This is a genomic window from Pantoea sp. GbtcB22 (assembly GCF_019091025.1).
Taxonomy (GTDB): domain Bacteria; phylum Pseudomonadota; class Gammaproteobacteria; order Enterobacterales; family Enterobacteriaceae; genus Pantoea; species Pantoea leporis.
Genome location: NZ_JAGXKB010000004.1, coordinates 212636 through 226911 on the forward strand (window position 1 = coordinate 212636; position 14276 = coordinate 226911).

Here is a 14276-nt window from a genome sequence, read left to right on the forward strand (position 1 = left end):
TCCAAACCAAAACAACTTCTCACCATCAGGGCCAGAACCATGACAATCCGCCGTTATCTCTGCTGTCTGCTGTTACTGCTGCCCTGGCTCGCCCAGGCGGGCGATGGCGCAGACTTCGCGGCCGCCAGCCGCGCGCAACAAGCCACGCTGCTCCAGCAGTGGGCCGCCGCACCGCAGGCCAGTCGCTTGCCGCTGCTGCAGGCGCTGCGCAATGAAACCGTGGTCATCGACCAAAAACAGCAGCCGTTCAGCAAACAAGGTGAAGCCTTGCAGCCGCTCGACAGCGCGCAACAGCCCGACGGCGACACCAAAAAGCTGTTTATGAACAACCGCCTGCGCGTATTGATCGCCAGCGCCCTCGCCGCCCATCAGCTGGTGAGCGATGATGCCGCGATCCGTTTACGTGCCGCACAACAACTGCAAAATGATGGCGTCGCCGATATGCTGCCGCTGATTGAGCAGCGTCTGACGCTGGAAAAAGACGCGAAAGTGCACGACGTACTGCTGATGGCAGCGGCCAACCTGCAGCTCGCCAGCCCGGATGCCGCGCTGCGCCTGAAGGCTGTCAAACTGCTCGGCGAATCCAGCGATCCCAACATGCAGGCCAGCCTCACGCGCTTAACCCAGGCCAGCAATGAACCCGATACCAGCGTGCGTGATGCCGCCGCCGCCAGCCTGAAGCAGATTAAACAGCGCCTGATGTGGGGCGATCTGCTCGGTCAGGCGTTTACCGGCCTGTCGCTCGGTTCGATTCTGCTGCTGGCCGCGCTCGGTCTGGCGATCACCTACGGCCTGCTGGGCGTAATCAACATGGCGCACGGCGAAATGCTGATGCTGGGTGCATACGCTACCTGGTTTGTGCAAAGCCTGTTCCAGCAGTTCGCACCGCAGTGGCTGGCCTGGTATCCGCTGCTGGCGCTGCCGGTGGCCTTTCTGGTCACCGCCGGTATGGGCATGCTGCTGGAACGCACCATCATCCGCCATCTGTACGGACGTCCGCTAGAAACGCTGCTCGCCACCTGGGGTATCAGCCTGATGCTGATTCAACTGGTGCGCATGCTGTTTGGCGCGCAGAACCTGGAAGTGGCTAACCCAGGCTGGCTCTCCGGCGGGCTGCAGCTGTTACCGAATCTGGTGCTGCCGTACAACCGTATCGCGGTGATCCTGTTTGTGTTTGCCGTGCTGGCCCTCACCTGGCTACTGCTGAATAAAACCCGTCTCGGCCTGAGCGTGCGCGCCGTGACGCAAAACCGCGCAATGGCCGACTGCTGCGGCGTGCCGACCGGACGTATCGATATGCTGGCGTTTGGCCTCGGTTCTGGCATCGCCGGACTCGGCGGCGTGGCGCTGTCGCAGCTCGGCAACGTCGGGCCGGAGCTCGGTCAGGGCTACATCATCGACTCCTTCCTCGTGGTGGTGCTGGGTGGCGTCGGCCAACTGGCGGGCACCGTGGTCGCGGCCTTTGGTCTTGGCATTCTTAACAAAGTGCTGGAGCCGCAGATTGGCGCGGTGCTGGGAAAAATCCTCATCCTCGTGCTGATCGTGCTGTTTATCCAGAAACGTCCGCAGGGCCTGTTTGCCTTCAAAGGGAGGGTGATTGACTGATGAGCCAGCCAATGACGTTAACTATTGCGCGCAAAGCGCCACGCCTGACGCTCAGCCTCGGCGTGGTGATCGCTGCGCTGCTGCTGGCGCTGCCGTTCTGCGCCCTGCTGCCCGCCACCCATCCGCTGGCGATCTCCACCTACACGCTAACGCTGGTCGGCAAGATTCTCTGTTACGCCGTGGTCGCGGTGGCGCTCGATTTAGTGTGGGGTTACGCCGGGCTGCTGTCGCTCGGTCACGGCCTGTTCTTCGCGCTTGGCGGCTATGCGATGGGCATGTATTTGATGCGCCAGGCTTCCGGCGACGGCCTGCCTGCGTTCATGTCTTTTCTTTCATGGAGTGAGCTGCCGTGGTTTTGGGCGGGCACGCAACATTTTGCCTGGGCGCTGTGCCTGATCATGCTGGTGCCGGGTTTGCTGGCGCTGGTGTTTGGCTTCTTCGCCTTTCGCTCGAAAATCAAAGGCGTTTACTTCTCAATCATGACGCAGGCGCTGACCTACGCTGGCATGCTGCTGTTTTTCCGCAACGAAACCGGCTTCGGCGGTAATAACGGCTTTACCGGCTTCACCACATTGCTCGGCTTTAACGTCACCGCTACCGACACGCGTATTGGACTGTTTGTCGCCACGGTGCTGCTGCTGCTGGTCAGCCTCGGCATTGGCTTCGCGCTGGCACGCAGCAAGTTTGGCCGCGTGTTGACCGCGGTGCGCGATGCGGAGAACCGCCTGATGTTCATCGGATACGATCCCAAAGGTTTCAAGCTGTTTGTCTGGACGCTGTCGGCGGTGCTGTGCGGGCTGGCGGGCGCGCTCTACGTGCCGCAGGTTGGCATTATCAACCCCAGCGAAATGTCGCCAACCAACTCGATTGAAGCGGCGATATGGGTGGCGCTGGGCGGACGCGGCACGCTGATTGGTCCGCTGCTTGGTGCCGCCATCGTTAACGGAGCCAAAAGCTGGTTCACCGTCGCCTTCCCGGAATATTGGCTGTTTTTCCTTGGCCTGATGTTTATCCTGGTCACGCTGTTCCTGCCGCGTGGCGTGATTGGCCTGCTGCGCCGGAGGCGTGATGACTGAACAACTGTTTACCCAACCTCATCCCTCGGATCGCTATCGTGAACAAAGCGATCCGGTATTGCAGCTGGAGAAGATCAACGTGTCGTTCGACGGCTTTCGCGCGCTCACCGATCTCTCACTGAAGATCGGCGTGGGCGAACTACGCTGTGTGATCGGCCCCAACGGCGCGGGAAAAACCACGCTGATGGATGTGATCACCGGTAAAACCCGGCCGGATAATGGCCAGGTGATCTACGACCAGGATACCGATCTCAGCAAAATGTCGCCGGTGGAGATCGCGCGCGCCGGTATTGGGCGCAAGTTCCAGAAACCCACGGTATTCGAAGCGCTGACGGTGTTTGAGAATCTGGAAATCGCGCTGAAAAACGACAAATCAGTGTGGGCCAGCCTGCGCGCGCGGTTGAACAGCGAGCAGCAGGATCGCATTGATGAGGTGCTAAAACTGTTGCGATTGGGCGGCGAGCGTCAGCGCAAAGCCGGTTTGCTGTCGCACGGTCAGAAGCAGTTTCTGGAAATCGGCATGCTGCTGGTACAGGACCCGCATCTGCTGCTGCTGGATGAACCGGCAGCCGGCATGACCGATGCCGAAACCGAGTACACCGCTGAGCTGTTTCGCAGCCTCGCTGGGAAGCATTCGCTGATGGTGGTCGAGCACGACATGGGCTTTGTTGAAACCATTGCCGATCACGTCACCGTGCTGCATCAGGGCCAGGTTTTGGCCGAGGGATCGTTACGCGAAGTGCAGGCGGACGATCGGGTTATCGACGTTTATCTGGGGCGTTAACATGCTGCAAGTCGCGGAACTGAATCAATATTACGGCGGCAGCCACATTCTGCGCGGCCTGTCGTTTGAAGCGAAGCCGGGTGAAATTACCTGCCTGCTGGGACGTAACGGCGTGGGTAAAACCACGTTGCTGAAATGTTTGATGGGGCTGATCCCGGCTAAATCCGGCGAAATTCGCTGGCAGGATAATGTGATCAACATCCGCAAGCCGCATCAGCGCGTGCAGGCCGGTATCGCTTATGTGCCGCAGGGGCGCGAAATCTTCCCGCGTCTGACGGTGGAAGAGAATCTGCTGATGGGGCTGGCGCGTTTTTCTGGCGCACAGGCCAAAGCGGTGCCGGAGGAGATCTATCAACTGTTTCCGGTGCTGCGTGAGATGAAAGCGCGCCGCGGCGGCGACCTGTCGGGCGGACAACAGCAGCAATTAGCGATTGGCCGCGCCCTCGCCTGTTCACCAAAGCTATTGATCCTCGATGAGCCAACCGAAGGGATTCAGCCGTCGGTGATCAAGGAGATCGGGGCGGTGATCCGCCAGTTGGCGCAGCGCGGTGATATGGCGATCCTGCTGGTCGAGCAGTTTTATGATTTCGCCGCCGAACTGGCCGACAGCTATCTGGTGATGTCGCGCGGCGAGATCGTGCAGCGCGGCGCCGGATCCGCCATGGAAGCCGAGGGCGTACGCGGATTAGTAGCGATTTAGTTGAGCTTGATAATTCAAATGGGCGGCCTAACGGCCGCGTCTACAAGCAGAAGGCACGTCGTTTCGAGCATTTTAAATATTTTAATTAATTTTCAAATTCAAAATCTGCCATGCGAACTTTACTGCTCACTGACACAATTTTTCCACTCCATCCAAAGGTGATATGCCCATTAGCTGATATGTTAATTGAGCGGATGCTTCCTACACCTTCAATGAGAGGTTCCAACGTTTTAAGTTTATTTAAAACTTGTTTTTCGTTGCCGGTAATCTCACTGGTTAAATAATATCGATAAATAACAGGAACAGTGGCACCGCCAGCACTGTATTCAGTCATATATAGCCAGGAAGATTGATTAATTTTTTGACTACGCTTCAATACATCATTATCGCGTGAGCTTTCATTACCGATGACTAAAAAACCAATAATAATCAGCAAAAGAAGAGTCAGTATCAAATGAAATCGCTTAATAACCGTGCTGTTTAGCATACTCAATTCCCTCGCGTATATTGCGTTGATCTGTGGGATCATCTCCATAGGGAGGAACATCATACCACTTTCCCCAGCGAGATTTTGATGTGCCAGCGAGTGTTTGAGCAAATCCCGCGCCCATCAGCAAAATGTCATCGGGTATGCCAGCTGCTCTGCCTGAAGCGCCAAAATTGAAGTTTCCAAAAGCAGCCCAATTGAAGTCGAATTGTTTGTAATCCCAAGGGCCGCGATTGCGTACTTTTTGATAAAACCAGTAATAGGTTTCCGGTGTCGCCATACCTCTCGACATACCATTACATCTGGCTTCACGCATATTATTCTGAATAATTAATGCACCAGGTCCTATCGGTACAGATGCCATAATCCTTCCCTGAACGTAAATTTAAATCAGTTAACTATAATGCACATCCTCTTATTTAATAATTTGACCTAAATCATTAGGTCATTGCAATTAACCGAGGGGAGATAGGGGTATATTTGATATTTTTTAAATGATTTTTAATATCAACATCCGCTGTTGATATTGATTTTAAAATGGCGATCCTAAGACCGCCATTGATTACAAAATCCCGGTCTCAACGCTGAAATGGCGCTGTTCGCCGGGGGCCAGCTCAATCAGCGTGCCGGCGCGCTGTGCGGCTTTGAAACCCTCCGGGCGGCAGGTTGACGGCAGCACATAGGCGGCGACCTGCTGATCGCGGTTATGCAGCATCCAGCGCGTGGCGTGCGGGAATTGCTGGCTGGAGAAGCGCGTCATCAGGGCAAACCCTTGCGGTGAGTGCAGCTCGAACTGCATCTCATCACCGTACTGCTGGAGATCGTCGGCGAAAAACACGATCTCCGGATCGCACATCTGCGGCTGATCCAGCTGCTGAAACGCCTGCGGATCGCGCGCCAGTTGATCGGTGTATGCGCGCCACTGCGGGGTAGGTTTGACGTGCGCCGGGATCGAACTGCGCAGCTGGAACGCATCGGTCGGAATCGACTGCTGGAAACGCCCTTGATCCAGCCAGGCGCTGTTCAGATGACACATATACTGCAGCGGCATCAGCGCGCCTGCCAGGTTAGTGACGTTCATCTCAATGTGCAGGCGCGCAGCATTGGCCTCAAGGCGCACCGCCGGTGCGGCAAGATAGTGATGGCCAAAGCCCTTCACATACTCGGTTTCGCCCTCCAGCGACAGGCGATCGTCCTCCAGCACGAGCCATGCGCTGTCCATGCGCGCGCAGGCCATTTCGCCATGCAGCGGATGATCGTCATCCTCTGCCGGACAGCCGTTGGCCAGCAGCCCGGAGTGGAAAGCGAAACAGCCGTAGGTATCAATGATCGAACTGCCGGGCAGCGGCTGCTTAAAGCTGTGGCTCATGGTCAGCGAATGGCCGTCAAAGTTGGCGTCCCACACCATCTGACCGTAAAACGGCAGTACGATCACCGTGCCGCGTGGATTGCTGATGCGTACCGCTTCCACGCCTGCGGGATAGCGAAACAGCTCGACGTGGAACGTCTCGTTGCGCAGCAGCGTGGCTGGCGTTTCATGAAACTGCTCACGACGTAACGGTAAACGGGTTTTCATGGCATCTCCTCAACTAAACGACCGGCTGCTTCTGCCTGTTTTTTATGACGCAGCTCGCCCCAGAAGAAGTAACCCACCCAGGCGAAGCACAGCAGCGAAACGCCGAACGCCAGCTGCATCGATCCCAGATGATCGGAGACGAAGCCCTGAATCGCAGGAATAAAGGCAGCACCGACAATCGACATCACGATAAACGCGCCCGCCACTTCGGTGTATTTGTTATCGACGGTCGCCAGCGTTCCAGCGTAGATCGTCGCCCAGCACGGACCAAACAGCGCACTGACCAGGATGGCGGCATACACGGCGGTAAAGTTCGGCACAAACATCACATACGCCAGCGCCAGAACACCCAGCAGCGAGTAGGCAATCAACACTTTTTCCGCACGGAAGCGCGTCATCAGGACGTTGGCGATAAATTTACCGATAAAGAAGCCGATGAAGCTGTAAATCATAAAGTTAGAGGCATGGCGCTCATTGACCGCGCCGAGCGTCAGCGCCTGACGAATGGTGAACGACCATACCGCCACCTGCATGCCGACATACAAGAACTGCGCCAGAATCCCGCGTTTGAAGTGACGATTCGCCGCCAGGTAGCGGAAAGTCTCGCCGAGCGACGGCAACGATTTTTCACTGCTTTCCGGTTTGCAGCGCGGATAGCGGGTGAAAAGGAACAGCAGCATCACTACCACCAGCACCATCACCAGATATTTGTAGGGTTCCAGCGTATGCTCCAGCATGGTGAGACGGAACGCATGCGCCTGTTCCGCATTCATGCCGGCCAGCTGACTTTCCAGACTGTCGCCCTCCTGAAACACCAGATATTTGCCCAGCACGATGCCCATCAGTGCGCCCACCGGATAGAAGGTCTGGCTGATATTCAGGCGCAGCGTGGCGTGATCGCGATGACCAATCATCGAGCTGTAGGTGTTGGCGGCGGTTTCGAGGAAGCTCAAACCGATGGCGATGGCGAAAATCGCCGCCAGGAACATGGTGTAGGTTGCCATGTGCGACGCGGGATAGAACAGCACGCAGCCCAAGATATACAGCGCCAGTCCCAATAAAATCGCCAGTTTATAGGTGGCTTTGCGGATCACCAGCGAGGCCGGAATAGCGATCAGGAAGTAGCCGCCATAGAACGCGCTCTGCACCAGCGCGCTGGCGAAATCGCTTAACGCGAACACGCTTTTGAACTGGGTGATCAGGATGTCGTTCAGACTCGCCGCACAGCCCCACAACGGGAACAGGCACGAGAGCAAAATGAACTGGAACAGCGGCGTTTTATTCAGATAGCCATCAGATTGCTGAACAATGTTCGGTTGCATAACTCGACCTCAGTGAACGTTGAGAAAACGCTGGAAGGTTTCCGCGTCGGGATAGGAGCGCTGCGTGCCGCGACCGGTCACGCTGCAGGCGGCATAAGCCGAGGCTTGTGCCATCGCGGCCGGGATATCGCCGCTTTTCACCAACTCGTGGGCGAAGCAGCCGATAAAGGCATCGCCCGCGCCGCTGGTATCCACCGCTTTTACCGCGGTGGGGGCAACCTGGTACACGCTGTCGCCAGACATCCACAGCGAACCGCGCCCGCCCAGCGTGATGATCAGGTTTTTCAGCCCGCGTTTGAGCAGCGATTGCCCCGCCAGCTTCACCTCTTCATCCGTGGTGACCGGCATGCCGGTGAGGATCTCCAGCTCGGTTTCATTCGGCATGAAAAAGTCGCATTTGCAGGCGTAGTCGATATTGAGATCCGCCACCGCCGGTGCCGGATTGAGGATCACTTTGATGTCATGCTGACGGGCAAAATCAATGGCGTAATAAACGGTCTCCAGCGGGATCTCCAGCTGCAGGATGATCAACTGGCAGCTTTTCAACGCGTCAGCGGCGGCATCGATATCGGCTGGCTTCAACTGTTGGTTGGCACCTTTAATAATCAGAATGCGGTTCTGCGACTCATCGTCGACGAAGATAGGTGCCACGCCGCTGGAGGTGCCTGGCGCGGTGGTGACGAAGCGGGTATCAACGCCTTGCTGCTGCAGATTGGCCACGGTATTCGGCGCGAACAGATCGTCGCCGACTTTACTCACCATCATCACGCTGCCGCCCATCTTCGCTGCTGCCACAGCCTGATTGGCACCTTTACCCCCGCAGCCGATGGCAAAATCGGGTGCTTCCAGCGTTTCGCCCGCTTTAGGCAGCTGATTGGTATAGGTAATGAGGTCCACCATATTTGACCCAATAACCGCAATATCCATTGTTTTCTCCCGGTGAATTTTTAGCTTTATAATGTTATTAAAATAACAATATCAGGTTAATAAAGTTAATTATGTGATAAATTTCACACCTCGACATCCTGATGAAAAGCCGATAAACAGCCCTTCATTCGTAGAAATGAATGTTATTATTCTAACAATGGAACAACATTGAGAATCAGAGCGAAGCGGCTTGAGAGCAACACGTTGGCGGCATTGCATGAGGTTTGCGGGCCGATCTCATTACAGGTAAGATTGAAAACTGGCCTGCTGGATACGTCGCAAATCATTAAAATATGTGAGATTTATCGTGATTTTTGACCAGGCCACTTCGACTTCAGGATTAATTACGCAGAGATGATCATGGAAACCCGGCGCGACGAACGTATTCACAAGTTGGCTCAGGCGCTGAAACGCACCGATAAACTGCACCTGAAAGACGCGGCGCAGCTGCTGGGTGTGTCGGAAATGACCATTCGCCGCGATCTCACCGAACCGGCTTCAACCGTGGTGCTGCTGGGCGGCTATATCGTCAGCGATCCGAAAAGCCACGCCGGACACTACTTTATCTCCGATCAGCACGGTCAAAACGCCGCACGCAAACAGCGCCTGGCGCAGGCTGCTGCGGATCTGATCAGTGAAAATGACACGGTATTTTTTGATTGCGGCACCACGCTGCCGTACATCGTAGATGCGATTCCTGACACCTTGCCGTTCACCGCCATCTGCTGCGCGATGAACACTTTCCTGGCGTTGAAAGAGAAACCGGCCTGCAACGTGATCCTGAGCGGCGGTGAGTTCCACGCCGATAACGCGCTGTTCACGCCGATTGGCGCGCACTCGATCCTCGACGATCTCTGCCCGACGCTGGCGTTTATTTCAGCGGCAGGTATCGATCAGGAACAGGGCGCCACCTGCTACAACATTAACGAGCTGGCGATGAAGCACCACGCGATGCTGCGCGCACGTCAGCGCGTGCTAGTGGCGGACAGCAGTAAATTTGGCAAAGTGCTGCCCGCGCGTATCGGTGAATTGCGCCGTTTTGATTTGCTGGTCAGCGATAGCGCACCCGAACCGGCGCTGAAGAGCTGGCTGGCACAACAGAATATTCCGCTGCGATTGCCTAAAGCTTAGAATTCCTCTGTTTCTATTACCGGGAAACAAAACCAGACCCTAAATACTTCGTGTTGCAGGAAGGCGGCAAGTGGGTTCATCCCCAGGAGCATACATTAGTATGTGACTGGGGTGGACACACGCAGCCAACGCACCTGCAGCGCGAAGTATGACGGGTATGAATAAAGGGTGAAAACAGCTAAACTTCTGTACCTAAAGTTCATAACTCACAGACCAAAAGGCTCAATACAACGTGGCTCAATTCGTCTATAGCATGCATCGCGTCGGCAAGGTCGTTCCGCCGAAGCGTCACATCCTGAAGAATATTTCTCTTAGCTTCTTCCCTGGAGCAAAAATCGGTGTACTCGGCCTGAACGGCTCGGGTAAATCGACGCTGCTGCGCATCATGGCCGGTATCGATACCGATATCGAAGGGGAAGCACGCCCACAGCCGGGCATCAATGTGGGTTATCTGCCGCAGGAACCGCAGTTGAACCCGGAGCACACCGTGCGTGAATCCGTTGAAGAAGCGGTTTCAGAAGTGGTGGGCGCGCTGAAGCGCCTCGACGAAGTGTATGCGCTGTATGCCGATCCCGATGCGGATTTCGACAAGCTGGCCGCTGAACAGGGCCGTCTGGAAGAAGTGATCCAGGCGCACGATGGTCACAACCTCGATACCCAGCTGAACCGTGCCGCCGACGCGATGCGTCTGCCAGACTGGGACGCCAAAATCGCTACCCTTTCCGGTGGTGAGCGCCGCCGCGTTGCGCTGTGCCGTCTGCTGCTGGAAAAGCCAGACATGCTGCTGCTCGATGAACCGACCAACCACCTGGATGCCGAATCCGTGGCGTGGCTCGAGCGCTTCCTGCACGACTTCGAAGGCACCGTTGTGGCGATCACGCATGACCGTTACTTCCTGGATAACGTGGCTGGCTGGATTCTGGAACTGGACCGCGGTGAAGGTATTCCGTGGGAAGGTAACTACTCTTCCTGGCTGGAGCAAAAAGATCAGCGTCTGGCGCAGGAAGCTTCTTCTGAAGCGGCGCGTCGCAAATCTATCGAGAAAGAGCTGGAGTGGGTGCGTCAAGGCGCGAAAGGCCGTCAGTCGAAGGGCAAAGCCCGTCTGGCACGCTTTGAAGAGTTGAACAACACCGATTACCAGAAGCGTAACGAAACCAACGAACTCTTCATTCCACCTGGCGCACGCCTCGGCGACAAAGTGCTGGAAGTGACCAACCTGAAGAAATCGTATGGCGATCGCGTGCTGATCGACGATTTGACCTTTTCCGTACCGAAGGGCGCGATTGTCGGCATCATCGGTCCGAACGGCGCGGGTAAATCTACGCTGTTCCGCATGATGTCAGGTCAGGAGCAACCGGATTCCGGCACCATCGAGCTGGGCGAAACCGTCAAGCTGGCGTCGGTTGATCAGTTCCGTGACGCGATGGACAATTCCAAAACCGTGTTTGAAGAAGTGTCTGGCGGTCAGGACATTATGCGCGTTGGCAACACCGAGATGCCAAGCCGTGCTTACGTTGGTCGCTTCAACTTCAAAGGCACCGATCAGGGCAAACGCGTGGGTGAGCTGTCAGGGGGTGAGCGCGGTCGTCTGCACCTCGCCAAGCTGCTGCAAGTCGGCGGCAACCTGCTGCTGCTTGATGAACCAACCAACGACCTCGACATCGAAACTCTGCGCGCGCTGGAAAACGCCCTGCTGGAATTCCCAGGCTGTGCCATGGTGATCTCGCATGACCGTTGGTTCCTCGACCGTATCGCCACCCACATCATCGATTATCAGGATGAAGGCAAGGTGGAGTTCTTCGAAGGTAACTTTACCGAGTACGAAGAGTACAAGAAACGCACCCTCGGCGCCGATGCGCTCGAGCCGAAGCGTATCAAGTACAAGCGTATGACGAAGTAAGCCTGTTGCTGTGAAAAAGGCGCCATTAGGCGCCTTTTTTTATGGCTGAATCAACTGCCCAGCATCTGCTTCACCAACTCGACGCAGCGCAGGAAGCGTGTGTCGTAGTCATCTTCTTTAACGTGAACAAACTCGATATTGTTTTCACGCAGCATGGTGATCAGCATGGTCTGGAATTCGCGGCGATCCATTGAGCTGCCGAGGCTGCGCAATCCATCCGCCACCCATGGCACGTTGTTTTCCAGCAAAATTACCAGGTCGAAACGGTACTCATCAATCAACGCCTGCACAAACGGGTGCTCGCGTCCTTCGTACTTGAGGCAAAACGCCTGCGTGGTGATGAAATCGGTATCGATAAAGGCGACTTTACTGGCGTACTTCACGGCGAAGTCGATGTACTGCGCCTGGCCGAGCGCAATTTTGTCGTAGTCGGAATATTGCAGCGCCATCTCGTCGCCACCGAGGTGCGAGAAGACATAATCGCGGCCATATTCCCATGCGCTGGTGGTGTTGAAGATGTTCGCCAGCTTGTTCACCAGCGTTGATTTGCCGCTCGACTCGCCGCCCAGCACCGCCACGGTGCGCACGAAGAACGGCTTCACTTCGGTCGGGATGTATTCCCAGTAGCGGAACGGATCCTGACGAATCTGGCCGCCGCTAATGTTCATAAAGGATCGATTGGGATCGATCACCACCGCCGGAATGCCGAGGTGCTGCTCATACATCGCGGCATCCGGTTCTTCACTGGTGTAGATACAATTCGGCTCAATGCCCTGCTCAGCCAAAAAGGTTTTGACGCCGCCGCTCCACACATCCCAGCCGTGCGGATAAGGTTCAATGCCCTCTTCATCAAACGAATGGATGCGGATATTTTTCTGGTATTTGAAGGTTTGCAGCAACCAGCGTAGTCGATCGCTGATGGTCGGCTGCTGCGACATGGCGCTGTTTTCAAACAGTTCACGATCGCGCGGCTCGTCGTGGCCCATGATGATATGCAGCTCATCCACCTGACTGCAGGCGCGCTGGATTAAATAGATGTGGCCGGTATGCAGCGGATAAAATTTCCCGAACACCACGCCAACGGTTTTATCGCGGCGCGGAAATTCCAGGCCAAGAAAACGGTGCAGCGCTTCCAGCTTCTGCGCGCTCGGGCTTTTAATTTTGGCGTTGAGCAGCTGGCTTAAGTAGCCTTTGGTCATTCCGCTGGCGTCGGCAACCTGCTGCAGCGTGTGGCCTTGCTGGCGAATGGCTGTTTTCAGGTAGTCAAACGATGACATTTAGTGCCTCCTGCGTGGAATAAAGGGCGGTGCGGCCTTTAAGACGGTGCGCATAAATGCGCACCCTACAAACGTAGGGTCGGCATTCATGCCGACCGGTAAAACTTACAACTCATCCAGAATCGCTAACGCATCCGCCAGCTTCTTTGCGCTGTACACCTTCATCCCTTCGACCGGTTTCTTCGGTGCATTACCGGCCGGGACGATGGCGCGCTTAAAGCCGTGTTTCGCCGCTTCGGAAATGCGCTCCTGGCCGCTTGGCACCGGGCGAATTTCACCGGCAAGGCCCACTTCACCAAAGATCACCAGATCCTGCGGTAGCGGACGATCGCGGAAGCTCGATACCATCGCCATCAGCAGCGCCAAATCGACGCTGGTTTCGGTGACTTTTACGCCGCCGACCACGTTAACGAACACATCCTGATCCGCCATCTGCAAGCCGCCGTGGCGATGCAGTACCGCTAACAGGATTGCCAGGCGATTCTGCTCCAGACCCACCGCGACGCGGCGTGGGTTGCCCATCATCGAATGGTCCACCAGCGCCTGAATCTCGACCAGCAGCGGACGCGTACCTTCCCATAGCACCATCACCGAACTGCCCGAGGTGATCTCATCACCGCGTGACAGGAAGATGGCCGATGGATTGCTGACTTCGCGCATACCTTGTTCGGTCATGGCGAATACGCCGAGCTCATTCACCGCGCCAAAGCGGTTTTTATGGCTGCGTAAGGTGCGGAAACGGGAATCAGCGTCGCCATCCAGCATCACCGAACAGTCGATACAGTGTTCCAGCACTTTCGGGCCGGCCAGCGAACCGTCTTTGGTGACGTGACCGACCATGATGATCGCCACGCCGCGCGTTTTGGCGAAGCGTGTCAGGTAGGCGGCCGTTTCACGCACCTGCGCTACGCTGCCCGGCGAGGATTGGATCTCCGCCATGTGCATTACCTGAATCGAGTCGATCACCATCAATTTCGGCTGCTCCTGCTCGGCGATCAGGCAGATCTGCTCGATGCTGGTTTCCGACAACATATTGAGATTTTCGGTCGGTAATCCCAGACGATGGGCGCGCATCGCCACCTGTTGCAGTGACTCTTCGCCGGTGACATACAGGGTTTTCATCCCTTCTGCCAGCTTGCACATCACCTGCAGCAGCAGCGTCGATTTACCGGCACCCGGATTACCACCAATTAAGATGGCGCTGCCCGGCACCACGCCGCCGCCCAATACGCGATCGAACTCTTTGAAACTGGTTGAGAAACGCGGCAGGGCTTCGAGGCTGATCTCCGACAGCTTCTGCACGCGGCTAACGCCCGCGTTGCCGCCGGCATAACCGCTCAGGCGCTCATTACGCGCCGCCGCAGGCGAGGCGGCAATGCGCACCTCGGTGATGGTGTTCCACGCATGGCAGGCGCTGCATTGCCCCTGCCAGCGCGGATAATCAGCGCCGCATTCGTTACAAACGAAGGCGCGTTTTGCCGCTTTGGCCAA

General features: G+C 56.3%; 13 protein-coding genes. 6 read left to right on the top strand and 7 right to left on the bottom strand.

The genetic code is table 11. From position 1 onward, the window contains the following. The first annotated feature begins 39 nt into the window (after positions 1 to 39). From urtB to urtE, 4 genes are read left to right on the top strand one after another with little or no spacing between them, the layout of a single operon-like run. The gene (gene urtB / locus KVT28_RS15275) at positions 40 to 1605 is read left to right on the top strand and encodes an urea ABC transporter permease subunit UrtB (protein WP_101762171.1); all 1566 of its coding nucleotides are present in this window, start codon (positions 40 to 42) and stop codon (positions 1603 to 1605) included. Continuing rightward, positions 1605 to 2681 carry an urea ABC transporter permease subunit UrtC gene (gene urtC / locus KVT28_RS15280; RefSeq protein ID WP_101762172.1) on the top strand — a complete coding sequence of 359 codons (1077 nt, stop codon included), beginning with the start codon at positions 1605 to 1607 and terminating at the stop codon, positions 2679 to 2681. Before urtB ends, urtC begins: the two co-directional genes overlap by 1 nt. Beyond that, positions 2674 to 3465 (top strand): urea ABC transporter ATP-binding protein UrtD, encoded by a 792-nt coding sequence (gene urtD / locus KVT28_RS15285; RefSeq protein WP_101762173.1) that lies wholly within the window; start codon positions 2674 to 2676, stop codon positions 3463 to 3465. The genes urtC and urtD overlap by 8 nt, the downstream gene beginning before the upstream one ends. Before the next feature lies 1 nt (position 3466). After that, positions 3467 to 4165 (top strand): urea ABC transporter ATP-binding subunit UrtE, encoded by a 699-nt coding sequence (gene urtE / locus KVT28_RS15290; RefSeq protein WP_217549145.1) that lies wholly within the window; start codon positions 3467 to 3469, stop codon positions 4163 to 4165. 85 nt (positions 4166 to 4250) lie between these two features. Here the strand turns inward: urtE and KVT28_RS15295 are convergent, their stop codons facing one another. From KVT28_RS15295 to rbsK, 5 genes are all read right to left on the bottom strand, one after another. Further along, complete coding sequence (locus tag KVT28_RS15295) at positions 4251 to 4652, bottom strand: hypothetical protein (protein ID WP_146001293.1); 402 nt, start codon at positions 4650 to 4652, stop codon at positions 4251 to 4253. Further along, positions 4630 to 5016: a polymorphic toxin type 44 domain-containing protein gene (locus KVT28_RS15300; protein ID WP_101762176.1), complete on the bottom strand. Its 387-nt coding sequence runs from the start codon at positions 5014 to 5016 to the stop codon at positions 4630 to 4632. Before KVT28_RS15300 ends, KVT28_RS15295 begins: the two co-directional genes overlap by 23 nt. Before the next feature lie 198 nt (positions 5017 to 5214). Next, on the bottom strand, positions 5215 to 6228 hold the full coding sequence (locus KVT28_RS15305) for an aldose 1-epimerase family protein (RefSeq protein WP_217549147.1): 1014 nt from the start codon (positions 6226 to 6228) through the stop codon (positions 5215 to 5217). Next, on the bottom strand, positions 6225 to 7550 hold the full coding sequence (gene fucP / locus KVT28_RS15310) for an L-fucose:H+ symporter permease (RefSeq protein WP_217549150.1): 1326 nt from the start codon (positions 7548 to 7550) through the stop codon (positions 6225 to 6227). The genes KVT28_RS15305 and fucP overlap by 4 nt, the downstream gene beginning before the upstream one ends. A gap of 9 nt (positions 7551 to 7559) precedes the next feature. Next, on the bottom strand, positions 7560 to 8477 hold the full coding sequence (gene rbsK, locus KVT28_RS15315; protein WP_217549152.1) for a ribokinase: 918 nt from the start codon (positions 8475 to 8477) through the stop codon (positions 7560 to 7562). A gap of 360 nt (positions 8478 to 8837) precedes the next feature. On the opposite strand from rbsK, the gene deoR reads away from it, so the two are divergent. Then, a complete protein-coding gene (gene deoR, locus KVT28_RS15320; RefSeq protein ID WP_101762370.1) occupies positions 8838 to 9608 on the top strand; it encodes a DNA-binding transcriptional repressor DeoR in 771 nt (256 codons plus the stop codon). 232 nt (positions 9609 to 9840) lie between these two features. Then, entirely contained in the window at positions 9841 to 11508 is a 1668-nt protein-coding gene (gene ettA / locus KVT28_RS15325; protein WP_008101764.1) for an energy-dependent translational throttle protein EttA, read from the top strand. 50 nt (positions 11509 to 11558) lie between these two features. Here the strand turns inward: ettA and nadR are convergent, their stop codons facing one another. Continuing rightward, positions 11559 to 12785, bottom strand: coding sequence for a multifunctional transcriptional regulator/nicotinamide-nucleotide adenylyltransferase/ribosylnicotinamide kinase NadR (gene nadR, locus KVT28_RS15330; protein ID WP_110867484.1), 1227 nt, complete (start codon positions 12783 to 12785; stop codon positions 11559 to 11561). A gap of 105 nt (positions 12786 to 12890) precedes the next feature. After that, a complete protein-coding gene (radA, locus tag KVT28_RS15335; protein ID WP_007886867.1) occupies positions 12891 to 14276 on the bottom strand; it encodes a DNA repair protein RadA in 1386 nt (461 codons plus the stop codon).

Bases quoted from the DNA above. Each gene is read 5' to 3' on its own strand.
- urtB (WP_101762171.1), top strand. From the start codon at position 40: ATGACAATCCGCCGTTATCTCTGCTGTCTGCTGTTACTGCTGCCCTGG.
- urtC (WP_101762172.1), top strand. From the start codon at position 1,605: ATGAGCCAGCCAATGACGTTAACTATTGCGCGCAAAGCGCCACGCCTG.
- urtD (WP_101762173.1), top strand. From the start codon at position 2,674: ATGACTGAACAACTGTTTACCCAACCTCATCCCTCGGATCGCTATCGT.
- urtE (WP_217549145.1), top strand. From the start codon at position 3,467: ATGCTGCAAGTCGCGGAACTGAATCAATATTACGGCGGCAGCCACATT.
- KVT28_RS15295 (WP_146001293.1), bottom strand. From the start codon at position 4,652: ATGCTAAACAGCACGGTTATTAAGCGATTTCATTTGATACTGACTCTT.
- KVT28_RS15300 (WP_101762176.1), bottom strand. From the start codon at position 5,016: ATGGCATCTGTACCGATAGGACCTGGTGCATTAATTATTCAGAATAAT.
- KVT28_RS15305 (WP_217549147.1), bottom strand. From the start codon at position 6,228: ATGAAAACCCGTTTACCGTTACGTCGTGAGCAGTTTCATGAAACGCCA.
- fucP (WP_217549150.1), bottom strand. From the start codon at position 7,550: ATGCAACCGAACATTGTTCAGCAATCTGATGGCTATCTGAATAAAACG.
- rbsK (WP_217549152.1), bottom strand. From the start codon at position 8,477: ATGGATATTGCGGTTATTGGGTCAAATATGGTGGACCTCATTACCTAT.
- deoR (WP_101762370.1), top strand. From the start codon at position 8,838: ATGGAAACCCGGCGCGACGAACGTATTCACAAGTTGGCTCAGGCGCTG.
- nadR (WP_110867484.1), bottom strand. From the start codon at position 12,785: ATGTCATCGTTTGACTACCTGAAAACAGCCATTCGCCAGCAAGGCCAC.